The following is a 21,478-nucleotide window of genomic DNA, read 5'->3' as shown; positions in this document are numbered from 1 at the left end:
CTGAAAGCTGTGCGGTATGTCACGCTCGTAGCTATGGCCCAGCCCTTTTCCAAGCCCTCTTTCAACCCCGCTACCCGCGTCGAGGTGCCCTCGCTGGGCCTCTATCTCAGCGATGTACCGCGTGCGATGGCCGAGTACGGGGCGCTGATGACGGCTTTGCCGCTGCACCGGGCGCTGCCCACCGGCGACGGGCATCCGGTGCTGGTACTGCCCGGTTTCCTCGCTTCGGACGGGTCCACCTGGACGCTGCGCCGCATCCTGCGCCGCCTCGGATACCGGGTGCACGGCTGGGGGCTTGGGCGCAACCTCGGCCCGACAGCCAACGCGGTGGCCGGAATGGCCGATCGCTTGCACGAGCTGCATACCCGGTACGACGCTCCGATCAGCCTGATCGGCTGGAGTCTGGGCGGCATCTTCGCGCGCGCGATGGCTCGCCGTGAGCCGTCCTCGGTGCGCCAAGTGATCACCCTCGGCAGCCCGTTCCGGATGGAGGACGCACGCCAGTCCCGAGCCACACGAAGCTTCAACCGCTATGCACACCTGCACGTCGATCGGCCCGCCCTGCCGCTGGAATCGGAAGCCGAGCCGTTGCCGGTGCCGGCCACCTCGATCTACTCGCGCTACGACGGCATCGTCGCTTGGCAGACGTGTTTAGAAACGCCGTCCGCGCGTGCGGAGAACATCGCGGTGCTGGCCAGCCACATCGGCTACGGCCACAATGCGGCCGTGGTCTGGGCCATCGCGGACCGGCTCGCCCAGCCGCTCGGCCAATGGACGCCGTTCCGGCCGCCGCCGGTGCTGCGGCCGCTGTACCCCCGCCCGGACAGGCCTGAGCGACAGGTCGACTCGCGGCTGCGGTTGGCGTAGCCGTAGCAGGGGCTATTCAGAGCGCTGTCTCGAGCTTTCCGTGTGAATCCTCGGCTTTGCGTGTGAATCGTGGGATTTGCGTGTGAGCTCATGGCTTTGTGGGTGAAGGCAGGGCGGCCTTCCGGCCATGTTTCCGCCCTGGCTTCACGGCCAACGCCCAGGCTTCACCCGCAACGCCCAGGCTTCACACCGAAGACTTCGCGGCGCGAAACGCTACTCGGCGGAGCGTCCCAGGTAGCCTCGCTGACGTGCTGCTAGCCTCGCTGAATCCCGCTGCCGCCACCGACCTCGGCGACGCGGTGCGCATCGACGGTGTCGTGTTGAGCCGCAGCGACTTGGTGGGCGCCGCGACGTCGGTGGCTGAGCGGGTTGCCGGTGCCCATCGGGTCGCGGTGCTGGCCACGCCGAGCGCGCCGACCGTGCTTGCGATCACCGGCTGCCTGATCGCCGGCGTGCCGGTCGTCCCAGTTCCCGCCGACATCGGCGTCACCGAACGCCGGCACATGCTCACCGACTCGGGAGCGCAGGCATGGCTGGGCCCGGTACCCGACCAACCGGAAGGCCTGCCGCATATTCCGGTGCGATTGCACGCCCGCTCCTGGCACCGTTACCCCGAGCCGCCACCGGATGCCACCGCGATGGTGATTTACACCTCGGGCACCACCGGGCTGCCGAAGGGTGTGCAACTGAGCAGGCGCGCGATCGCCGCCGACCTGGACGCGTTGGCTGCCGCCTGGCAGTGGACGCCCGACGACGTGCTGGTGCACGGGTTGCCACTGTTTCACGTGCACGGACTGGTGTTGGGGTTGCTGGGATCGCTGCGGGTGGGGAATCGCTTCGTGCACACCGGGAAGCCGACGCCGGCCGGTTACGGATCTGCCGGCGGCACACTATATTTCGGAGTTCCCACCGTGTGGTCTCGCGTCGTTGCCGACCGGGCAGCGGCCGAGGCGCTGCGGCCCGCGCGACTGCTGGTGTCCGGCAGTGCCCCGCTGCCGGTGCCGGTGTTCGACCGGTTGGTCGAGCTCACCGGTCACCAGCCCGTCGAACGCTACGGCAGCACCGAATCGCTGATCACGCTTTCCACCCTGGCCGACGGCGAGCGGCGCGCCGGATGGGTGGGCCTGCCGTTGTCTGGTGTGCAGACCAGGCTGGTCGACGACAACGGCGAGCCGGTGCCGCACGACGGGGAAACCGTTGGAAAGCTTCAGGTTCGCGGCCCGACGATGTTCGACGGCTACCTCAATCGCCCGGAGGCCACCGCCGAGGCGTTCGACGCCGACGGGTGGTACCGCACCGGGGACGTCGCCGTCGTCGACGCCGGCGGAATGCACCGCATTGTGGGACGTGAATCGGTGGACTTGATCAAGTCGGGCGGATACCGCATCGGCGCGGGCGAGATTGAGACGGCGCTGCTGGGACATCCGGAGGTCGAGGAGGCGGCCGTCGTCGGCCTGCCCGACGAGGATCTGGGCCAGCGAATCGTCGCGTTCGTCGTCGGCTCCTCTTCGGGTGTCGACGCCGACGGGCTGATCGACTTTGTCGCAGAGCAACTTTCAGCGCACAAGCGGCCGCGCGAGGTGCGGGTGGTGGACGCACTGCCGCGCAACGCGATGGGCAAGGTGCTCAAGAAGAAGCTGCTGTCCGAAGACTGAGCGGCATATCCACCGCCGTGGCGAGCGTGCGTGTTTGTACACGTTTCACGGCGTGTCGCGGTACAACTACGCACGCTCGCGACCGATTGGTAAGGCCGGCCGACCGTCGCATACCGTCGTGGTGTGACGCAGCCGGCCGGCCCGAGAACAAATGACTCCGCTGTGACGATCGCTGCCGGCGCGGGGGTCACCCCGATGAGACGGGTGGCGGCCGCGTGTCTGGTCGGTTCGGCAATCGAGTTCTACGACTTCCTCATCTATGGAACCGCAGCGGCGCTGGTTTTTCCCGCGGTGTTCTTCCCGGACCTGCGACCCGGAGTCGCCACGATCGCTTCGATGGGCACGTTCGCGACGGCGTTTCTGTCCCGCCCGCTCGGCGCGGCCGTCTTCGGTTACTTCGGAGATCGGCTGGGGCGCAAGAAGACTCTGGTCGCCACGCTGCTGATCATGGCTGTGTCGACGGTCGGCGTCGGTCTGGTACCCAGCACCGGGGCCATCGGTACGGCCGCCCCGCTGATGCTCGTCGCGTTCCGGCTGCTGCAGGGCTTCGCCGTCGGCGGCGAGTGGGCGGGCTCGGCGTTACTGAGCGCCGAATACGCGCCGCCCGACAAACGCGGCAGATACGGCATGTTCACCCTGATAGGCGGCGGTATCGCGGCGGTACTGAGCAGCGCGACGTTCCTCGGCGTGAACCTGACCATCGGCGAGCACAGCCCGGCGTTCCTGCAGTGGGGCTGGCGGGTGCCGTTCCTGCTGAGCGGGGTGCTGATCGTCATCGCCCTCTATGTACGACTCAACATCAACGAGACCCCGGTGTTCGCCGAGGAGAAGGCTCGCAACCTGGTACCCAAAGCACCCATCGCCGAGCTGCTGCGGCTGCAGCGCCGCGAGATCCTGCTGGTCGCGGGCAGCATCGTCGGCGCTTTGGGGTTCATCTACATGGCCAACACCTATCTGGCCATCTACGCCCACTCGCATCTGGGCTACTCGCGCAACTTCATCTGGTCCGTGGGGGCGCTGGGCGGGTTCGCGAGCATGACGTTCATGGCCTTGGCGGCGATTCTGTGCGACCGGCTTGGGCGCCGTCGCGTGATGCTGGCGGGCTGGGCGGCATGTCTGCCGTGGTCGCTGGTGGTGATGCCGCTGCTGGATACCGGCAAACCTGTGTTGTACGCGGTGGCGATCGTCGGCATGTGTACCGCCGCCGCGATCGGCTCCGGGCCTACCGCAGCGTTCATCCCGGAGCTGTTCGCCACCCGCTACCGCTACAGTGGCTCGGCGCTGGCGCAGAACCTGGCCGGACTCGTTGGCAGCGCCTCGCCGCCGCTGATCGCCGGAACGCTGCTGGCGACCTACGGCAGCTGGGCCATCGGGCTGATGCTGGCCATCCTGGTGATGACCAGCCTGGTGTGCACCTATCTGCTCCCGGAAACCTATGGGACCGCGCTCGCAGTGGGCTAGTGGCGATCGCGAGCGCGGCGCAGCCGGGTGATGCGGGTCGCCACCATCGGGGTCTAGTGGCGATCGCGAGCGCGGCGCAGCCGGGTGATGCGGGTCGCCACCATCGGGGCTAGTTGGCGTGCAGATCCTCGTTGAGCGCGATGCCCCGACCGTCGCGGGCCACCACTTCGACCGCCCCGCTCAGCGAATTGCGCCGGAACAGCAGGTTGCTGTTGCCGGACAGCTCCCGAGCTTTGACCGAATTGCCGTCGGGCATGGCGACTTTGGTGCCCGCGGTGAGATACAGGCCGGCTTCGACGACGCAGTCGTCGCCCAGCGAGATGCCCAGCCCGGCATTGGCGCCCAGCAGACACCGCTTGCCGATCGAAATCACCTCCGTGCCACCGCCGGACAGCGTGCCCATGATCGAAGCACCGCCGCCGATATCCGAACCGTCGCCGACCACCACGCCCGCCGAGATGCGGCCCTCCACCATCGACGCGCCCAGTGTGCCCGCGTTGTAGTTGACGAAGCCTTCGTGCATCACGGTGGTGCCCGGCGCCAGGTGGGCACCCAGTCGCACCCGGTCGGCGTCGGCGATGCGGACCCCGGTCGGCATGACGTAGTCGACCATGCGGGGAAACTTGTCGACGCCGTAAACGGTCACCGGTCCGTGACGGCGCAGCCGCGCCCGCACCGCCTCGAAGCCGTCGATCGCGCACGGGCCGCGACTAGTCCACACCACGTTGGTCAATATCCCGAACAAGCCGCCGGCGTTGAGCCCGTGCGGTGCCACCAGCCGGTGTGAGAGCAGATGTAACCGCAGGTAGGCGTCGTAAGCGTCGGCGGCGACGTCGTCCAGCGAGCCGATGACCGTGCGAACGGCGACGATCTCGACGCTGCGGTCGTCGTCGCGGCCGATCAGCGTGGCCAGCTCGGCAGGAACGTCGGAAACGGCCAGTCGGGTGGTGGCAGTGGTCGCTTCGGGGCCCGGTTCGGTGAGCTCGGGTGCGGGAAACCAGGTGTCGAGGATCGATCCGTCGGAGGCGAGCGTCGCCAACCCAATACCTGCAGCGCCAGTCACGTTCGACAACGCTACTTTGCTCGCCGAGCAGACACGGAATCGCATCCCGGAGCCTCCGGTAGTGCGATTCTGTGTCTGCTCGCCGAAGTAGGGTGAGACCGTGCTGGACTTGCGCGGTGACCCGATCGAGCTGACCGCAGCGCTCGTCGACATCCCCAGCGAATCACGCGACGAGGCGCGCATCGCCGACGAGGTGGAAGCGGCGCTGCGCGCCCAGACGTCCGGCTTCGAAATCATCCGCAACGGCAACGCCGTGTTGGCTCGCACTGCGCTGCACAAGCCGACCCGGGTGCTGCTGGCCGGACATCTGGACACCGTGCCCGCGGCCGGGAACCTGCCTAGTCAACTGGCGAACGGCGAGCTGCACGGCTGTGGTACCGCGGACATGAAATCCGGCGACGCGGTCTTCCTGCATCTGGCGGCCAGCGTGACCGAACCCGCCCACGACCTGACACTGGTGTTCTACGACTGCGAGGAAATCGACGCGGCGGCAAACGGTTTGGGCCGAATCGAACGTGAGTTGCGGGACTGGTTGACGGCCGACGTGGCAATTTTGGGCGAACCCACCGCCGGCTATATCGAGGCCGGCTGCCAGGGCACGCTGCGGGTGGTGATCAGTGCCGCCGGAACGCGCGCGCACTCGGCACGGTCTTGGTTGGGCGACAACGCAATTCACAAGCTGGGCGCGGTGCTGGACCGGCTGGCCGGCTACCGGGCCCGCAGTGTCGACATCGATGGATGCACATATCGCGAGGGGCTGTCGGCGGTGCGCGTCGACGGTGGTGTGGCCGGCAACGTCATTCCCGACGCGGCTTCGGTGACGGTGAATTTCCGGTTTGCCCCCGACCGGTCGGTACCCGAGGCGCTGCAGCACGTGCATGACGTCTTCGAGGGGCTCGACGTGCAGATCGAGCAGACCGACGCGGCGGCGGGTGCGCTGCCCGGCCTATCCGAGCCCGCGGCAAAGGCTTTGGTGGAAGCTGCCGGAGGGCAGGTGCGTGCGAAGTACGGCTGGACGGACGTGGCCCGGTTCGCGGCCTTGGGCATACCGGCGGTCAACTACGGACCCGGCGATCCCAATTTGGCGCACCGCCGCGACGAGCGGGTGCAGGTGGACAAGATCACCGGCGCAGTGGAGATGCTGCGCGGCTATCTCATCGGCTGAGAACCCGCTGCGCCTGGGCGGCGGCATCGGCGGCCGCCGCCCGCATCCCAACGGCCGCAAGGCCGTCCGACACCGCTTGCAGCGCCGCGCCGTCACCGGCGCTCAACGCTCGGGCGTGCGCGAGCGCGATCCTGCCTACGACACAGTCGATCTCGTCGGCCAGCCGGCCAAGTGGGTCGGCGGCGCGGATGTCGCCCAGCCGAACGGCGTCGTGCCAGGCGGATAATGCCACCGCAAACTGCCCGGCACGCTCCGCCGTCCGGGCCGCGTCACGTGCGGCGCTGATCGCGCCGGTGGTGTCGCGCGCCGTCGCACGGGTCCACGCGCGCGCCAGTCCGAGTTCGGGCGCGAACAATGCCGACTTGGTTCCGTGCCGAGTTTCGGCGCGCCGCAATGCCTTTGCGGATGCGGGGATGTCGCCCTGCCGGGCCAGGGCCGTCGCCAACAACATCAGTGACAGCGGACCCCACGAGTAGCCGGTGCGCTCCAGGGTGGCGGCTGCCGGCCCCAAAAGCGATGCTGCCGAGGAAAATTCGCCACGAACCAGCAACACGTGTGCCAACAACACCTCGCCGATGGCGCGGCCGGGCTGCTGCAGCTCGGCGAAGTCGGTGAACCGCTGAGCCAGTTGCTGCGCCTGCGGGATCTCGCCGGCCATCAGCAACGCCGTGATCTGCCCGAGGCCGACGGTGAATCGCAGTAGCCCTGGATGCTCGGCGGTCGAGGCCTGCTCGGCAAGCCGTTCGACGTCGTCGAACCGGCCCATCCGAGCGGAGCACAACACACCCGCGCTGGCCGCCCAGGCGACGGCCATGTCGCCGGCGGGCGGGCCCGAGAGGACCTCGGTGGCTAATGCGATGGCGCGCTTGATGTTTCCGGCATTCATCGCAAACGTGGCGGTCAGCGCATCGAGGCTGCTGCGGGCTGCCGGGTCGGTGACCCGGTTGCGGGTGGTCTGCAGGAAGGCCGTCGCCCGCTCGGGCTCGCTGAGCATCCAGAACTGGTTCGCGGCGCGCGGCACCGCCCAGGCCATCAGTTCGGTCTCCGACAATTGGGCAGGATCGACCGCCGCAAGCACCGCGCCCGCTTCGCGACCGCGACCCTGCCAGCTCAGGGCGTATGCCAGTGGCAGGCGCGCCGCCAGTCCGCCCGACCGATCCACCGCCGAACGCCCGAACCGCTCGGCGAGCACCATGTCGCCCAGCCGCAGCGCCTGCTGGGCGGCTTCGACCACCTCGTCCACCGATTGCTGAGCGTCGCTGTCGAGGGCCAGCGACGCCAGCCGCAGCCGGTCGCTGAGATGGTCCGGCGGGTGCTGCGACAGCAGAGTCACCAACTCGGTGCGCCGCCGGCGCGCGCCCTCCGCACCGAGCGCGGCGAGCGCCCGTTCGGCGAAGAGCGGGTGTGCCGTGTAGACCATCGGGTCGACCGCGCGTCCGCCGGGCACCCGGGTTTCCGCCGCGCCCCACTCCTCGGCCTGGGCCACCGCGCCCTCACCCGCCAGGACGGTCAGATCGGCCAGCGACAACGGCTCCTGCACGGCGAGGTAGTCCAGTACCGACCGAGCGGCCGCGGGCAGTTCGGCGATGAACGCGTCGACCTCGGGGGGCCCGGCCGGTCCGGACGGCCCGGACGCCTTGACCGCCCCGCCCGGCGCCTCGATGTCGATCCGGTCCAGCAGCCCGTCGGTCCACAGCGCCGCGATGGCGTCCGGCGCCGCGTCAGCGCGAGCCGTGACGATCATCCGGGCCGCGCCGCCCAGCGCCAACTGGTACACCAGGGTGGCCGACAAGACGTCGAGGTGATGCGCGTCGTCGACGACGAGCAGCAAGTCGCCTTCACGACCATCGCGGGCCAGCGAAGCACGGGCCGCCCGCAGCAGCGCGGCCGGCTTGCCGAGGTCGGCGATCTCCACCAGATGGCTGAAGGCGCCGAACGGGACCACGCGTTCGGTCGGGGTGCCGGTGACCCAGCGGATGACCGTGGTCGGGTGCTCGCCGGTGAAGTGTTCGGCGGCCAGTCGGGCCAGCGTGGATTTGCCGACGCCGTCGGGTCCGAGTACGGCGGCACCACCCGCAGCCCCGGTCGCCAGGCTGCCCTTCAGCTGCTCTAAGGCGGCTTCATGTTCCGGAACGTTCCACCGAATCGGCACCTGCCGAATCTTATGGCGTGTGGTGACCGGACGGCATGGGCGCTGGCCCCGACTGTGGGTGGCGCAGACCTTGGTTTACCTTTGGCGGGTATGCGCCCGAAACGCGAATCCTCCAGCGAGTGGGCGGTTTGTGTGTTCTGCGCTGCCACGCCGACGCATCCAGACTTGCTCGAGCTCGCCGCCGACCTCGGCGAGGCAATCGCCGAGCGGGGCTGGACGTTGGTGTGGGGCGGCGGGCGTGTTTCGGCCATGGGAGCGCTGGCCAGCGGCGCTCGGGCTCGCGGGGGGCGGACCGTCGGCGTGATCCCGCAAACCTTGATGCGGCGCGAGATCGCCGACACCAACGCCGACGAGCTGATCGTCACCGACACGATGAGCGAGCGAAAGCAAGTGATGACCGACCGCGCCGATGCGTTCATCACGCTGCCGGGCGGCATCGGGACCGTCGACGAGCTGTTCGACGCGTGGACGTCGGGCGTGCTCGGCCTGCACGACAAGCCGATCGTGATGCTCGACCCCTGGGGGCATTACGAAGACTTGTGGGTCTGGCTGAACCGACTGCTCGACGACGGATACATCTCGCAGCTAGCGATGGATCGGTTGGTGCTGGTCGATAAGGTGGGTGCCGCAATCAAGGAGTGCCAGCCGGACGGACCCGCCTGAGGTCGATCGGCGAACTGCCCCAAGGAGGGATCACGTGTCCGATCACGACGGCGGAGCGCGCAGCGCGGTCAGGCTGACCGATATCGCCACTCGGGTGCCGGGCGTCCTGGCGGACCTGCCGGTGATCCTGCGCGGGGCGCTGACCGGCCTGTCGGCCCAGCCGAACTCCAAGAAGTCGATCGGCACGGTGTTTCAGGAGCGGGCGGCCCGGTACGCCGACCGGGTCTTCTTGAGATTCGGCGAGCAGCAACTGACCTACGGCGAGGCCAATGCGACCGTCAACCGCTATGCCGCGGTGCTGGCCGCGCGCGGCGTCGGCCACGGCGACGTGGTGGGCGTCATGCTGCGCAATTCGCCCAACGCGGTGCTGACGATGCTGGCCACCGTCAAGTGCGGCGCCATCGCCGGCATGCTGAACTACCACCAGCGCGGCGAGGTGCTGGCGCACAGCCTGGGCCTGCTGGACGCCAAGGCGCTGGTCGCCGAGACCGACCTGGTCAGCGCCGTCACCGAGTCCGGCGGCGCCGGGGCCACCGAGACCCTGACCATCGAGGACCTGGAGCGATTCGCGGTGAGCGCTCCGGCCACCAACCCGGCGTCGGCTTCGGCTGTGCTGGCCAAAGACACCGCGTTCTACATCTTCACGTCAGGCACCACCGGCTTTCCGAAGGCCAGCGTGATGACCCATCGCCGGTGGCTGGCCGCCCTGGCCGGTTTCGGCGGTCTGGGGTTGCGTCTGAAAGGCTCTGACACGTTGTACAGCTGCCTGCCGCTGTACCACAACAACGCGCTGACCGTCGCGGTGTCGTCGGTGATCAACTCGGGATCGACCCTGGCACTTGGCAAGTCGTTTTCGGCGTCGAGGTTCTGGGACGAGGTCATTGCCAACGACGCCACGGCGTTCATCTACATCGGTGAGCTCTGCCGGTATCTGCTCAACCAGCCGCCCAAGCCGACCGACCGCAAGCACAATGTGCGCGTGATCGCCGGGAACGGGCTGCGGCCCGAGATCTGGGACGAGTTCACCGAACGCTTCGGCATCGAGCGGGTGTGCGAGTTCTACGCCGCCAGCGAAGGAAACACCGCGTTCATCAACATCTTCAACGTGCCCAGGACCACGGGCATCTCGCCGACACCGCTGGCCTACGTGGAGTACGACCCGGACACCGGCGCACCGCTGCGCGACGAGAACGGTCGGGTGCGCCGGGTTCCGTCGGGACAGCCGGGACTGGCGCTCAGCCCGGTCAACCGGCTGGCGCCGTTCGACGGCTACACCGACAAGGCGTCGAGCGAAAAGAAGCTGGTGCGCAACGCCTTCAAGGAGGGCGACTGCTGGTTCAACACCGGTGACGTGCTGAGCCCGCAGGGAATGGGTCATGCCGCGTTCGTCGACCGGCTTGGCGACACGTTCCGCTGGAAGGGTGAGAACGTGGCCACCACGCAGGTCGAAGCGGCGCTGGGGTCCGACGCCATCGTCGAGGAGTGCACCGTCTACGGCGTCGAGATCCCGCGCACCGGCGGCCGCGCCGGGATGGCCGCCGTCCAGCTGCGCGACGGTGCCGAATTCGACGGCCAGTCCCTGGCCCGCACCGTTTATGACCAGTTGCCCGCCTATGCGCTGCCGCTGTTCGTGCGGGTGGTCGAGACCATGGAGCACACGTCGACCTTCAAGAGCCGCAAGGTGGAGCTGCGCGACCAGGCCTACGGCTCCGACGTCAACGACCCGTTGTACGTGCTGGCCGGCCGCGACGAGGGCTACGTGCCGTTCTACGGCGAATATCCCGAGGAAGTAGCAGCCGGGCAGCGGCCGAAGGGCTGAAAGCGCGCGTCCAGTCTGCGCTGGTGGCGCCGAAACTGCGCTCAGGGCCTGCCGTGGGCCTTATCGGTAGCCCTGGACGCAGGCTCGATGCATCCCCGAGCGGGGCACTTCGCGTGACCAGGCACTATGGAGGCGTGCAGTCAGCCGCCCCTTCCACGCTGTGCGGCCGTCCGGTCGCGAGTGATCGCGCGCTGATCATGGCGATCGTCAACCGCACCCCGGATTCGTTCTACGACCGTGGTGCGGCCTTCAGCGACGAAGCTGCCAGGGCCGCCGCACACCGGGCCGTCGCCGACGGTGCCGACGTCATCGACGTCGGCGGCGTCAAAGCCGGCCCCGGCCAGGACGTCGACGCGAACACCGAGATTGCCCGGCTGGTGCCGTACATCGAATGGGTCCGCGACACCTATCCGGACCAGTTGATCAGCGTCGACACCTGGCGTGCCGAAGTGGCCCGGGTGGCTTGCGCGGCTGGCGCGGACATCATCAACGACACCTGGGGTGGCATCGACCCGGCCCTGCCCGAGGTGGCCGCCGAATTCGGTGCCGGCCTGGTGTGCTCGCACACCGGCGGGGCGCAGCCACGCACGCGTCCGTTCCGGGTGAGCTACGGTACGACCACCCACGGTGTGGTGGACGACGTGATTCGCCAGGTCACCGAGGCCGCCGAGCGGGCCGTCGCGGCCGGCGTGGCCCGTGACAGCGTGCTGATCGACCCGACGCACGATTTCGGCAAGAACACCTTCCACAGCTTGCTCCTGTTGCGCCACGTGGCCGATCTTGTTATGACCGGTTGGCCCGTGCTCATGGCTTTGAGCAATAAGGACTTCGTCGGGGAGACTCTGGGCGTGGAATTGACCGAACGGCTTGAGGGAACATTGGCAGCCACCGCGTTGGCGGCGGCCGCCGGAGCACGAATGTTCCGCGTGCATCAGGTCGCCGCTACCAGGCGGGTGCTGGAGATGGTGGCCTCGATCCAGGGAACGCGCCCACCGGCGCGCGCGGTGAGGGGACTCGCATGACCGCATCAGAGCTGTTCGCCGACGAGCTGAGCGGCCATGGAGTCCTGGGCCCGGCGGACACCTGGCTGGCCGAGCGCAGCTGGAACCGGCCCAGCTGGACGGTCGGCGAATTGGAAGCGGCAAAGGCCGGGCGGACGATCTCGGTGGTGCTGCCGGCCCTCAACGAGGAACAGACCGTCGAATCCGTGATCGACAGCATCTCACCGCTGGTGGATGGCCTTGTCGACGAGCTGATCGTGCTGGACTCGGGCTCGACGGACGACACCGAGATCCGTGCGATCGCGGCCGGCGCACGTGTCGTGAGCCGCGAACAGGCGTTGCCCGAGGTCCCGCCGCGACCCGGCAAGGGCGAGGCACTGTGGCGTTCACTTGCCGCCACCAGCGGCGACATCGTCGTTTTCGTCGACTCCGACCTGATCAACCCGCATCCGATGTTTGTGCCGTGGCTGGTGGGCCCGCTGCTCACGGGCGACGGCATCCACCTGGTGAAGGGCTTCTACCGACGCCCCCTGAGGGCAAGCGAGGGCGACGGCGAAGCCACTGAGGCCGCTGAGGCTTCCACGGGGGGCGGGCGGGTCACCGAGCTGGTGGCCAGGCCGCTGTTGGCCGCGCTGCGGCCAGAGCTGGGTTGCGTGCTGCAGCCGCTGGGCGGCGAGTACGCCGCCAGCCGGGAACTGTTGACATCGCTGCCCTTCGCGCCGGGCTACGGGGTGGAGATCGGCCTGCTCGTGGATACCTTCGACCGGTTGGGTCTGGATGCGATCGCGCAGGTCAACTTGGGAGTGCGGGCTCACCGAAACCGGCCGCTGACCGAACTGGGCGCCATGAGCCGCCAGGTGATTGCGACCCTGTTCTCGCGCTGCGGGATCCCTGACTCTGGGGCCGGGCTGACGCAGTTCTTCGCCGAGGATCCCGCCGGTTACGGCTACCACCAGTACACCCAGATCACCTCAGAGGTGTCCCTGGTGGACCGGCCCCCGATGAACGTGTTGCGCCCACGCTGAACGAGTTCTGTCGGAGGCGTAGGGCAAGATCGTCCACGTGACGTTGGTGTTGCTGTACCTGGTGGTGCTCGTCCTGGTGGCGGTGGTGCTATTCGGCGCGGCCAGTCTGCTGTTCGGCCGGGGTGAGCAGCTGCCGCCTTTGCCGCGGGGGACGACGGTGACGGTGTTGCCCGCGTTCGGTGTGACCGGTGCCGACGTCGACGCCGTCAAGTTCACCCAGGCGCTGCGCGGCTACAAAACCAGCGAGGTGGACTGGGTGCTGGACCGGCTCGGCCGCGAGCTGGAGGCACTGCGCGGCCAGCTGGCCGCGGCCCAGGATTCCAAGCCGCCGCAAGAGGCCGACGTCCCCGTCGGCGAGACCGTCGTGCCGGACCACGCCGACCCACCGTGAGCGACCTGACCGTTGAGGGGCTGGTTCGCTGCGGCTGGGCGATGGCCCGGCCGGGGCCTGACCTCGAGCTGTATCGCGACTATCACGACCAGGAGTGGGGCCGCCCGCTGCGCGACGGGGTCGCGTTGTTCGAGCGGATGAGCCTGGAGGCGTTTCAGAGCGGCCTGTCCTGGCTGATCATCCTGCGCAAGCGGGACAATTTCCGGCGCGCTTTCTGCGGGTTCGACATCGAGAAGGTCGCGCGCTTCACCGATGCCGATGTGCAGCGGCTGCTGGCCGACGGCGGCATCGTCCGCAACCGGGCAAAGATCGAGGCGACGATCGCCAACGCGCGGGCCGCCGTCGACCTGGGATCTCCCGAGGAGCTGTCGCAGCTGCTGTGGTCATTCGCGCCGCCGAGCCGGCCCAGGCCCGCCGATCTCTCCGAAATTCCCTCGGCCAGTGCGGAATCGAAGGCCATGGCGCGCGAGCTGAAACGGCGCGGTTTCCGGTTCGTCGGGCCCACGACGGCCTATGCGCTGATGCAGGCAACCGGCATGGTCGACGACCATATCCGCAGTTGCTGGGTGCCTCCGCTGAGCTCGTGAGGGCCCGAGAGCCGGGTCTTGTGCACTCGGTCACCCGGATAGGGAACAATAGAGGGGTGATTTGGCAGTTCAATGTCGGGTATGACTGGAAATCCACTGGCGGGGCATGCTCGGCGCCGGCCAGGTTCGCGACGGCGGACCAGCTCGAATCTGGAGGGAGCACTCGATGGCGGCGATGAAGCCCCGGACCGGAGACGGTCCCCTGGAAGCAACAAAAGAGGGGCGTGGCATCGTGATGCGGGTACCACTCGAGGGCGGCGGCCGGCTCGTCGTCGAGTTGACGCCCGACGAGGCCGCCGCGCTGGGTGACGAACTCAAGGGCGTTACCGGCTGAACGGCGGGCCGGCTGACTTCTACGCGCACACCTTCCGGTAAATCTCCAGCGTCTGCTCGGCTACGCGGGTCCAGGAGAATTCCTCGATGCAGCGTTGGCGTCCTGCTTGCCCGTAGCGCTTGGCCCGATCGGGATCGGCGATGAGTTCGTTGACCGCTTCGGCCAATCTGGTCTCGTAGCCCGCGGTGTCGTGGGCGTCGTAGGGCACCAGCAAGCCGGTGATCCCGTCGGCCACCACCTCCGGTATCCCGCCGACGTCGGAGGCCACCACCGGCGTCGCGCACGCCATCGCCTCCAGGTTCACGATGCCCAACGGCTCGTACACCGACGGGCAGACGAAGACGGTTGCGGCCGAAAGTATTTCGCGAAGCTTGCGGGTGGGTAGGATTTCGCGGATCCAGAACACGCCGGTGCGGTTGTGGGCCAGCTTGGCCACCGCCGACCGTACCTCGTTGGCGATCTCGGGGGTGTCGGGAGCGCCGGCGCACAGGATCAACTGCACGTCGGCGTTGAATCGGTGGGCGGCCGCTACCAGGTGCGCAACGCCTTTCTGCCGGGTGATGCGCCCGACGAACGCGACGATGGGCCGGCTGGGATCGACGCCTAGTTCGGCCAGCACCGAGCCGCCGGCCGCCGGCTCGGCCGGGTACCACATGTCGGTGTCGATGCCGTTGCGGATGACGTGCACCAGGCTCGGGTCCAGGGTGGGGTAGACGCGCAGCACGTCCTCGCGCATGCCCGAGCTGACCGCGATGACGGCGTCGGCGGCCAGCACAGCAGTGTGCTCCACCCACGACGACACCCGGTAGCCGCCGCCGAGTTGCTCGGCTTTCCATGGCCGCATCGGCTCGAGCGAATGCGCGGTCATGACGTGCGGAATGTCGTAGAGCAACCCGGCTAGATGCCCGGCCAGGTTGGCATACCAGGTGTGCGAATGCACCACGGTGGCCGCCGACGCCGCATCGGCCATCACCAGGTCAGCGGACACCGTGGACAGGGCCGCGTTGGCGCCGCGCAACCGCGGATCAGGCTGATGGGCGAACGCGGTCGGGCGCGGCGCGCCCATGCAATGCACGTCGACGGCGCACAGCCGGCGCAGATGCGCGACCAGTTCGGTGACATGCACCCCCGCTCCGCCGTAGACCTCGGGAGGGTATTCCCGAGTCATCATCGCCACCCGCATACCGGCACCGTAGTTCGGCGACGATGCAGCCCGCACGGCGGGCTGAGGTGGGGGTCCCCCCAAGCCGCGCAGCGGCGAGGGGGAAAGCCGGACAATCGGGCTAATGCTACCGGCGGGGTGCTTGCGAACTGGGGCGGAACTGAGCCAAATACCTTGACTGCCAGCCCGTCAGATCGGCACCGAATGGGAGGTTCATAGTGGCAGGGGCTAGCAGCTGCCGATAGGTTTGAGGCCATGAGGGAAGCGCCACACGTGCTGGGCATTGTCCTGGCCGGCGGTGAGGGCAAGCGGTTGTATCCGCTTACCGCGGACCGGGCCAAACCCGCGGTTCCCTTCGGCGGCGCCTACCGGCTGATCGATTTCGTACTCTCCAATCTCGTCAATGCCCGCTATCTGAGGATCTGCGTTCTCACCCAATACAAGTCGCATTCGCTGGACCGCCATATTTCGCAGAATTGGCGGTTGTCCGGTCTGGCCGGGGAGTACATCACACCGGTGCCCGCCCAGCAGCGCCTGGGTCCACGCTGGTACACCGGCTCGGCCGATGCGATCTATCAGTCGCTCAACCTGATCTACGACGAAGACCCCGACTACATCGTGGTTTTCGGCGCCGATCACGTGTACCGGATGGACCCCGAGCAGATGGTCCGGTTCCACGTCGACAGCGGGGCCGGCGCGACGGTGGCCGGTATCCGGGTCCCGCGCGCCGATGCCAGTGCGTTCGGCTGCATCGACGCCGACGACTCCGGCCGCATCCGCAGTTTTCTCGAAAAGCCATTGGACCCACCTGGCACTCCGGACGACCCCGGCGCCGCGTTCGTCTCGATGGGCAATTACATCTTCACCACCAAGGTGCTGATCGACGCGATTCGCGCCGACGCCGACGACGACCACTCCGATCACGACATGGGCGGCGACATCATCCCGCGACTGGTGGACGACGGCATAGCCGCGGTGTACGACTTCAACCACAACGACGTGCCCGGCGCCACCGACCGGGACCGGGCCTACTGGCGCGACGTCGGGACGCTCGACGCGTTCTACGACGCGCATATGGATCTGGTGTCGGTGCATCCGGTGTTCAACCTGTACAACAGGCGCTGGCCGATCCTCGGCGCGTCCGAGAACCTGGCGCCCGCGAAGTTCGTCAACGGTGGTTCGGCTCAGGAGTCCGTGGTGGGCGCCGGCAGCATCATCTCGGCGGCCTCGGTGCGTAATTCGGTTTTGTCGTCGAACGTCGTGGTCGACGACGGCGCGATCGTCGAGGGCAGTGTCATCATGCCTGGCGCTCGGGTCGGCCGCGGCGCGGTGGTACGCCACGCGATCCTGGACAAGAACGTCGTTGTCGGGCCAGGCGAAATGGTGGGCGTGGATCTGGAGAAGGATCGGGATCGCTTCGCGATCAGTGCCGGCGGTGTGGTCGCGGTCGGCAAGGGCACCTGGATTTAGCGCGAGCCTTCTAGCGCGTCTGCTCGGCCAACTACCAGACGAACGGCACCAAGCGCGAACGCACCTTCTGCTGGTATTCCCGGTATCCGGCCAGCTCGTCTTCGAGCATCTTCTCCTCGTCCTCGATGCGCAGCGCAAGGGCGAGCAGGCCGACCGCCAATCCCGCCAGCGCCCAATAGGAGCCGAGCGCCAGTGGAATGCCGACCATGACGATCACCAGGGAAAAGTACATCGGGTGCCGAACCACGCCATACAGCCCGGTGGAGATCACGGGCTGGTCCGCCTCGACGGTGATGTTGGCAGCGGCGTAGTTGTTCTGTACGACGGTCAGGGTGCCAACGGCCAAGCCCACCGCCACCAGGACGTCGCCGAATATCGACACTGCTGCCGGCACGGCCGACCAGCCGAACCGATGGTCCAGCGCGCTGACGATGAGAAAAGAGGCAAACGCCGCGAACAAGGCTGTGACGGCAAGCTTTTGCGCCGCGCGGGTCTCGGCCGCCGGGCCGCCGCGCATCCGTCGCTGCGCGACAGCGGGATTCGCGATACCCCCGTAGATGCTGGCAGCCACCGCTGCGACGGCGTAGACCGCGAGAAACGCCCATGCCTGCCAGTAGTGGAAAGTTCCTGCGGGCCAAAACAACAGCACGCCGAACACGACCACAGCGACGAAGCCGTAACCCACGGCTTGAAGGGTGGTCTTGGTCTTCATGATCCGTTTACCTCCGGCTACCACACGTAGGGGACGAGCCGGTATTGAACGCGTTCTGTGTACTCCCGGTACCCGTCCAGTTCTTGTTCGAGCAGTTCTTCTTCATCGCGAATGCGGATGGCCAGCACGACCAACCCGGGGATGACAAAGAGCAGCCCCCAGTACGAGCCCAGCGCCAGGGGGATGCCCGCCATCAGCAGCACGTTCCCGGTGTACATCGGGTGCCGCACAAGCCCGTACAGCCCGGTGGAGATGACCTTCTGCTCCGCTTCGACGGTGATGTTGGCTGCCGCGTAGCTGTTCTGGACCACCACGAACATGGACAGGCCCAATCCGATTGCCACCAGGACATCGCCGGTCAGGCACACCGCCGCCGGCACCGACGACCATCCGAACCGATGGTCAAACGCGCTGAGGACGATCATGGCCGCCAGGGAGACCAACGCGATGGAGATGACGATCCGTTGCACCGTTCTGGCTTCCGCGATGGGACCGGCCCGCATGCGCCGTTCCAGCGCGGCGGGGTTGGTGCGCATCAAGTAGATGCTGGGAATCCAGGTGGCCAAAGTAAATACGACCAAAAAGGCCCAAGCTTGCCAGTAGTGCAGCGTGCCGGCGGGCCAGAACAGCATCAATCCGAACGCCGCAAATCCCAGAACCGCTGAAACAAGGGCCTTGGCAAGAGTTTTCATGTCAGCTCCTCAGTTACGCAGATCGCGACGGCGAAAGGCCATAACGCCCAACGCAATCAACACCACATCGATAGCCAGCAGCCACAGCAGGGGCACCGCGCTGAAATCGCCGCCGCCAATCCGCGGGGTATGCGCGAAGGGCTCGAGGTCGAGCAGCCACTGCGAGAAACCAGCCAACGACCCGATCAGATACAACGCGACGAACCCCACCAGCACGCCCCACGCCACCGGCGTGAACCTCGGCGCCAGACCGAACAACGCGACGGTCACGGCCGACAGCAGCCACACGGCGGGCAGTTGCGCCAGCGCGGTGCCCACCACGATGCCCAGCTTGCCGCCGACGTCGCCGGCCGCCACTCCGTAGATCAACCCGGCCGCCGCCCCGGCAACCAGCATCGCCAATGCCGGCCCGAGCACTGCCGCCGCCAAATGCATTGCCAACCAACGCGTTCGCGAGACAGCACCGGCGAGCGTCGGCTCGGCCCGCTGGCCGGACTCTTCCTGGTGCAGCCGTAGAGTCATCGAGATGGCGAATGCCGAGGCCGCCATGGCCAGCATGGTGAACGCGACCGCGATGAAGGCCTGCTCCAGCGCGCTGGTGCCGCCCATGCGCGCGACAATGTCGCGAGCCATATTGTTCTCGCCCAGTTCGTCGCCGATGCCGTGCACCACGCTGCCCATCAGCGCGCCGTACAGGCACAGGCCGACGGTCCACAGCAGCACCGCACCGCGGTCCAGCCGCCAGGTCAGCCCGGCGACACCGCGCAGCCCCGCCCCGGCCGAACCCGGGCCGGCGCGCTCGGGGATGAGTCCGGCGCCTACGTCGCGGCCGGCCAGCAGCCGGTAGGCCACCAGCGTGAGCACTGCCGTCGTCGCCAAGTGCAGCAACAATATCCACCACCGATCGCCCGCATACGGCCGGACCTGTAGTGACCAGCCGAGCGGCGAGAACCAGGACAGCGCGCCGGAGCCCGCATCACCGATGGCGCGCAACGTGAAAGCGGCTGCCAACACCGTGAATGCGGCACCGCGGGCGAATCGGGCACTCGGCGAGAGCTGCGCGGCAACCGCGGCCACCGCAGTGAACACCAACCCCGAGCAGGCCAGCGCCGCGCAGAAAGCCACCGATCCCGCGGCCGGGACGTCGGTCTTGAGCAACCCGGCTGCGCCGATCACGCCGACGGTGATCGATGCCCCGAACGACAAGATCAGCGCCGCGGTGAGGCTGGCGTACCGTCCCACCGCCGTGGAGTCCAATAGTTCGGTGCGGCCGGTTTCCTCGTCCGCGCGAGTGTGGCGGATCACTGTGAGAATCACCGCTACCGCGATCAGCAGGTGGAACATCCCGGCTTTCCAGATGCCCACGGCGCCGAGGCTGGTGTTGTAGACCTGCCCGTAGAGCGCCCGCTGGGCCGGACTGGCCATGATGGTCGCCGCGAAGCCGGCGCGGGCGGCCTCGGTTGGGTACACCTTCTGGATGCTGCCGATGTAGACGGTGGCCAGCGGCAACGACAGCAGTAATACCCACAGCGGCAACGAGATTCGGTCACGGCGCAGATAGAGCCGCAACATCGACAGCGTCCCGGAGAAATTCGAACCGCCCGGCGGTGCCGGAAGGCGTGGCCGCTCCAAAACCGTCGTGCTCATAGCGTCGCCACCTTCTTCTCGTGTCGGCCGTCGGCGGTGTCGTAATGCCGCAGGAACAGCTCTTCGAGCGTGGGCGGTTGGCTGACCAGGCTGCGTACACCGGCATCGCCGAGTATCCGGATGAGTTCCCCGAGGCTTTCACTGTCGACCTGGGCACGCAGCGTGTTGCCGTCGATGCTCACGTCCTCGACACCGTTGATCCGCGTGATATCGCCTGGGTCGCCGATCATTTCGGCCTTGATCGAGGTGCGGCTCAGATGACGCATCGATTCCAGCGTGCCGCTCTCGACCGTCCTCCCGGCCCGGATGATGGTCACCCTGTCGCACAGCGCTTCGGTCTCGGCCAGGATGTGACTGGACAGCAGCACCGTCACACCACGGTCGCGGGCTTCGCCGACGCACTGCTGAAACACGTTCTCCATCAACGGGTCCAGGCCGCTGCTCGGCTCGTCGAGCAGCAGCAGCCTGGCGCGTGACGAGAAGGCTGAGATCAGGGAGACCTTCTGGCGGTTACCCTTCGAGTAGGTGCGTGCCTTCTTGTGTGGATCCAGGTCGAAGCGCTCGATCAGCTCCGCGCGGCGCTTTTCGTCGATGCCGCCGCGCATACGGGCCAGCAGGTCGATGGTCTCGCCACCGGTCAGCGACGGCCACAGGGTGACATCGCCTGGCACATAGGCGATGTCGCGGTGCAGGTGGACCGCGTCGGCCCAGGGATCGCCGCCGAGTAACCGCACGCTGCCGCCGTCTGCCTTCGCCAGGCCCAGCAGGATGCGGATGGTGGTCGATTTTCCGGCCCCGTTCGGTCCGAGAAAGCCGTGAACCTCTCCTTCGCGTACGGTCAGATCCAGGCCATCGAGTGCCCGCACTGCGCCGAAGTGCTTTGTCAGACCTCGGATTTCGATCGGCGCGGGTTTACCTACTGCGTTGTCAACTGACATGCGATTCTCCTTCATCCGCTGCGGCCAGGAACGCGTCGTACATGGTGCGGTCGGCCAGCAGTCCTTCGGTGTACACCTCCATGGCGGGAAGCACCATCTCGCGTGCGTAGTCGCGCAGCACGGCGCGGAGATCCGTTGGCGTTTGGTGCATCTGCAGGTACAGGAGAAACGCGCCGCCACCGGAGAGGGCCAGATACTTGGCCCTGGCCTGCGGGTCGCGGCTGGGCTTTACCGTCCCGGCCCGCACGCCTTCTTCCATGTACTCTCCGGTGTTGTCGATCATCCTGTGCCACAGCATCATTGCCAGTTCGCCGCCGGACTGCATGCTGCGCACCAGGTAAGCCATCACGGGCGCAAAGGACTCGATCTCGGCCATCGCGGCAAACCAGGTGGCGGGATCGTTGGACCGAATCGCCTCCGACTTTTCGGTGCGGATCTCCTCGGCGACGAACTCGTCACATGCTCGGCGCAGGCCGTCCTTGGAACCGAAGTGGTGGATAACCAGCGCGGCGCTCACGCCGGCGGCCTCGGCGATGGCGCGCAACCCCACGTCGAAGCCGTGCTGCCCCCACTGCTCGATGGCCGCATCACGGATTCGAGCGGTGGCGGTCAGGTCGGCTGAACGCATGTTCAGGACACTAAACGCGCGTTCAGCCCGGTGTCAAGGAGACGCC

The 21,478-nt window shown here is 67.6% G+C and carries 20 protein-coding genes; 12 read left to right on the top strand and 8 right to left on the bottom strand.

What is annotated here, in order from left to right; all coding sequences use genetic code 11:
* The first annotated feature begins 33 nt into the window (after positions 1-33).
* From A5791_RS14615 to A5791_RS14605, 3 genes are all read left to right on the top strand, one after another.
* Positions 34-867 (top strand): triacylglycerol lipase, encoded by an 834-nt coding sequence (locus A5791_RS14615; protein WP_067237842.1) that lies wholly within the window; start codon positions 34-36, stop codon positions 865-867.
* 248 nt (positions 868-1,115) lie between these two features.
* The gene (locus A5791_RS14610) at positions 1,116-2,522 is read left to right on the top strand and encodes an acyl-CoA synthetase (RefSeq protein ID WP_067237838.1); all 1,407 of its coding nucleotides are present in this window, start codon (positions 1,116-1,118) and stop codon (positions 2,520-2,522) included.
* Positions 2,523-2,717: 195 nt separating this feature from the next.
* The gene (locus A5791_RS14605; RefSeq protein ID WP_067237835.1) at positions 2,718-3,983 is read left to right on the top strand and encodes an MFS transporter; all 1,266 of its coding nucleotides are present in this window, start codon (positions 2,718-2,720) and stop codon (positions 3,981-3,983) included.
* A gap of 109 nt (positions 3,984-4,092) precedes the next feature.
* Here A5791_RS14605 and dapD read toward each other — a convergent pair whose 3' ends face one another.
* Positions 4,093-5,055, bottom strand: coding sequence for a 2,3,4,5-tetrahydropyridine-2,6-dicarboxylate N-succinyltransferase (gene dapD, locus A5791_RS14600; protein WP_156661298.1), 963 nt, complete (start codon positions 5,053-5,055; stop codon positions 4,093-4,095).
* 91 nt (positions 5,056-5,146) lie between these two features.
* Here dapD and dapE point away from each other — a divergent pair, with 91 nt between their 5' ends.
* Positions 5,147-6,211 carry a succinyl-diaminopimelate desuccinylase gene (gene dapE / locus A5791_RS14595; RefSeq protein ID WP_067237831.1) on the top strand — a complete coding sequence of 355 codons (1,065 nt, stop codon included), beginning with the start codon at positions 5,147-5,149 and terminating at the stop codon, positions 6,209-6,211.
* Here dapE and A5791_RS14590 read toward each other — a convergent pair.
* Positions 6,201-8,363 (bottom strand): AAA family ATPase, encoded by a 2,163-nt coding sequence (locus A5791_RS14590; protein WP_067237827.1) that lies wholly within the window; start codon positions 8,361-8,363, stop codon positions 6,201-6,203. The genes dapE and A5791_RS14590 overlap by 11 nt on opposite strands.
* 90 nt (positions 8,364-8,453) lie before the next feature.
* Between A5791_RS14590 and A5791_RS14585 the strand changes: the two genes are divergently transcribed.
* The 7 genes from A5791_RS14585 (at position 8,454) to A5791_RS14555 (ending at position 14,183) form a co-directional block, all read left to right on the top strand.
* Positions 8,454-9,026, top strand: a complete 573-nt coding sequence (locus A5791_RS14585) for a TIGR00730 family Rossman fold protein (protein WP_067237824.1) — start codon at positions 8,454-8,456, stop codon at positions 9,024-9,026.
* A 34-nt stretch (positions 9,027-9,060) separates the two neighbouring features.
* On the top strand, positions 9,061-10,845 hold the full coding sequence (fadD6, locus tag A5791_RS14580) for a long-chain-acyl-CoA synthetase FadD6 (RefSeq protein ID WP_067237820.1): 1,785 nt from the start codon (positions 9,061-9,063) through the stop codon (positions 10,843-10,845).
* A 197-nt stretch (positions 10,846-11,042) separates the two neighbouring features.
* Entirely contained in the window at positions 11,043-11,867 is an 825-nt protein-coding gene (gene folP / locus A5791_RS14575) for a dihydropteroate synthase (RefSeq protein WP_067237915.1), read from the top strand.
* Positions 11,864-12,871 (top strand): glucosyl-3-phosphoglycerate synthase, encoded by a 1,008-nt coding sequence (locus A5791_RS14570; protein ID WP_067237817.1) that lies wholly within the window; start codon positions 11,864-11,866, stop codon positions 12,869-12,871. The genes folP and A5791_RS14570 overlap by 4 nt, the downstream gene beginning before the upstream one ends.
* Before the next feature lie 37 nt (positions 12,872-12,908).
* Positions 12,909-13,262, top strand: coding sequence for a DivIVA domain-containing protein (locus A5791_RS14565; protein ID WP_067237814.1), 354 nt, complete (start codon positions 12,909-12,911; stop codon positions 13,260-13,262).
* Positions 13,263-13,267: 5 nt separating this feature from the next.
* Complete coding sequence (locus tag A5791_RS14560) at positions 13,268-13,849, top strand: DNA-3-methyladenine glycosylase I (protein ID WP_067237912.1); 582 nt, start codon at positions 13,268-13,270, stop codon at positions 13,847-13,849.
* Between the two features lie 166 nt (positions 13,850-14,015).
* Positions 14,016-14,183, top strand: coding sequence for a DUF3117 domain-containing protein (locus A5791_RS14555; protein ID WP_008714277.1), 168 nt, complete (start codon positions 14,016-14,018; stop codon positions 14,181-14,183).
* 19 nt (positions 14,184-14,202) lie between these two features.
* Here the strand turns inward: A5791_RS14555 and glgA are convergent, their stop codons facing one another.
* Positions 14,203-15,366 carry a glycogen synthase gene (gene glgA / locus A5791_RS14550; protein WP_067237812.1) on the bottom strand — a complete coding sequence of 388 codons (1,164 nt, stop codon included), beginning with the start codon at positions 15,364-15,366 and terminating at the stop codon, positions 14,203-14,205.
* A 234-nt stretch (positions 15,367-15,600) separates the two neighbouring features.
* Here glgA and glgC point away from each other — a divergent pair, with 234 nt between their 5' ends.
* Entirely contained in the window at positions 15,601-16,815 is a 1,215-nt protein-coding gene (gene glgC, locus A5791_RS14545; RefSeq protein ID WP_067237809.1) for a glucose-1-phosphate adenylyltransferase, read from the top strand.
* Positions 16,816-16,846: 31 nt separating this feature from the next.
* On the opposite strand, the gene A5791_RS14540 is transcribed toward glgC, so the two are convergent.
* From A5791_RS14540 to A5791_RS14520, 5 genes are read right to left on the bottom strand one after another with little or no spacing between them, the layout of a single operon-like run.
* A complete protein-coding gene (locus A5791_RS14540; protein WP_067237909.1) occupies positions 16,847-17,527 on the bottom strand; it encodes an isoprenylcysteine carboxylmethyltransferase family protein in 681 nt (226 codons plus the stop codon).
* A gap of 17 nt (positions 17,528-17,544) precedes the next feature.
* Positions 17,545-18,219 (bottom strand): isoprenylcysteine carboxylmethyltransferase family protein, encoded by a 675-nt coding sequence (locus A5791_RS14535; RefSeq protein WP_067237805.1) that lies wholly within the window; start codon positions 18,217-18,219, stop codon positions 17,545-17,547.
* 9 nt (positions 18,220-18,228) lie between these two features.
* On the bottom strand, positions 18,229-19,866 hold the full coding sequence (locus tag A5791_RS14530) for an ABC transporter permease (protein ID WP_156661297.1): 1,638 nt from the start codon (positions 19,864-19,866) through the stop codon (positions 18,229-18,231).
* Positions 19,863-20,804 (bottom strand): ABC transporter ATP-binding protein, encoded by a 942-nt coding sequence (locus A5791_RS14525; RefSeq protein ID WP_067237802.1) that lies wholly within the window; start codon positions 20,802-20,804, stop codon positions 19,863-19,865. The genes A5791_RS14530 and A5791_RS14525 overlap by 4 nt, the downstream gene beginning before the upstream one ends.
* Complete coding sequence (locus tag A5791_RS14520) at positions 20,794-21,432, bottom strand: TetR/AcrR family transcriptional regulator (RefSeq protein ID WP_067237799.1); 639 nt, start codon at positions 21,430-21,432, stop codon at positions 20,794-20,796. Before A5791_RS14520 ends, A5791_RS14525 begins: the two co-directional genes overlap by 11 nt.
* Between the last annotated feature and the right edge of the window lie 46 nt (positions 21,433-21,478).

It is taken from the genome of Mycobacterium sp. 852002-51163_SCH5372311 (assembly GCF_001667115.1).
Lineage (GTDB): Bacteria > Actinomycetota > Actinomycetes > Mycobacteriales > Mycobacteriaceae > Mycobacterium.
This window is presented reverse-complemented; position numbering and strand designations above follow the sequence as displayed.

Excerpts from the sequence above, each read along its gene's own strand:
- A5791_RS14540 (WP_067237909.1), bottom strand. The coding sequence starts at position 17,527 with ATGAAGACCAAGACCACCCTTCAAGCCGTGGGTTACGGCTTCGTCGCT.
- A5791_RS14520 (WP_067237799.1), bottom strand. The coding sequence starts at position 21,432 with ATGCGTTCAGCCGACCTGACCGCCACCGCTCGAATCCGTGATGCGGCC.
- A5791_RS14585 (WP_067237824.1), top strand. The coding sequence starts at position 8,454 with ATGCGCCCGAAACGCGAATCCTCCAGCGAGTGGGCGGTTTGTGTGTTC.
- glgC (WP_067237809.1), top strand. The coding sequence starts at position 15,601 with ATGAGGGAAGCGCCACACGTGCTGGGCATTGTCCTGGCCGGCGGTGAG.
- A5791_RS14615 (WP_067237842.1), top strand. The coding sequence starts at position 34 with ATGGCCCAGCCCTTTTCCAAGCCCTCTTTCAACCCCGCTACCCGCGTC.
- A5791_RS14605 (WP_067237835.1), top strand. The coding sequence starts at position 2,718 with ATGAGACGGGTGGCGGCCGCGTGTCTGGTCGGTTCGGCAATCGAGTTC.
- A5791_RS14555 (WP_008714277.1), top strand. The coding sequence starts at position 14,016 with ATGGCGGCGATGAAGCCCCGGACCGGAGACGGTCCCCTGGAAGCAACA.
- A5791_RS14525 (WP_067237802.1), bottom strand. The coding sequence starts at position 20,804 with ATGTCAGTTGACAACGCAGTAGGTAAACCCGCGCCGATCGAAATCCGA.
- folP (WP_067237915.1), top strand. The coding sequence starts at position 11,043 with ATGGCGATCGTCAACCGCACCCCGGATTCGTTCTACGACCGTGGTGCG.
- A5791_RS14570 (WP_067237817.1), top strand. The coding sequence starts at position 11,864 with ATGACCGCATCAGAGCTGTTCGCCGACGAGCTGAGCGGCCATGGAGTC.
- A5791_RS14530 (WP_156661297.1), bottom strand. The coding sequence starts at position 19,866 with ATGAGCACGACGGTTTTGGAGCGGCCACGCCTTCCGGCACCGCCGGGC.
- glgA (WP_067237812.1), bottom strand. The coding sequence starts at position 15,366 with ATGCGGGTGGCGATGATGACTCGGGAATACCCTCCCGAGGTCTACGGC.
- A5791_RS14535 (WP_067237805.1), bottom strand. The coding sequence starts at position 18,219 with ATGAAAACTCTTGCCAAGGCCCTTGTTTCAGCGGTTCTGGGATTTGCG.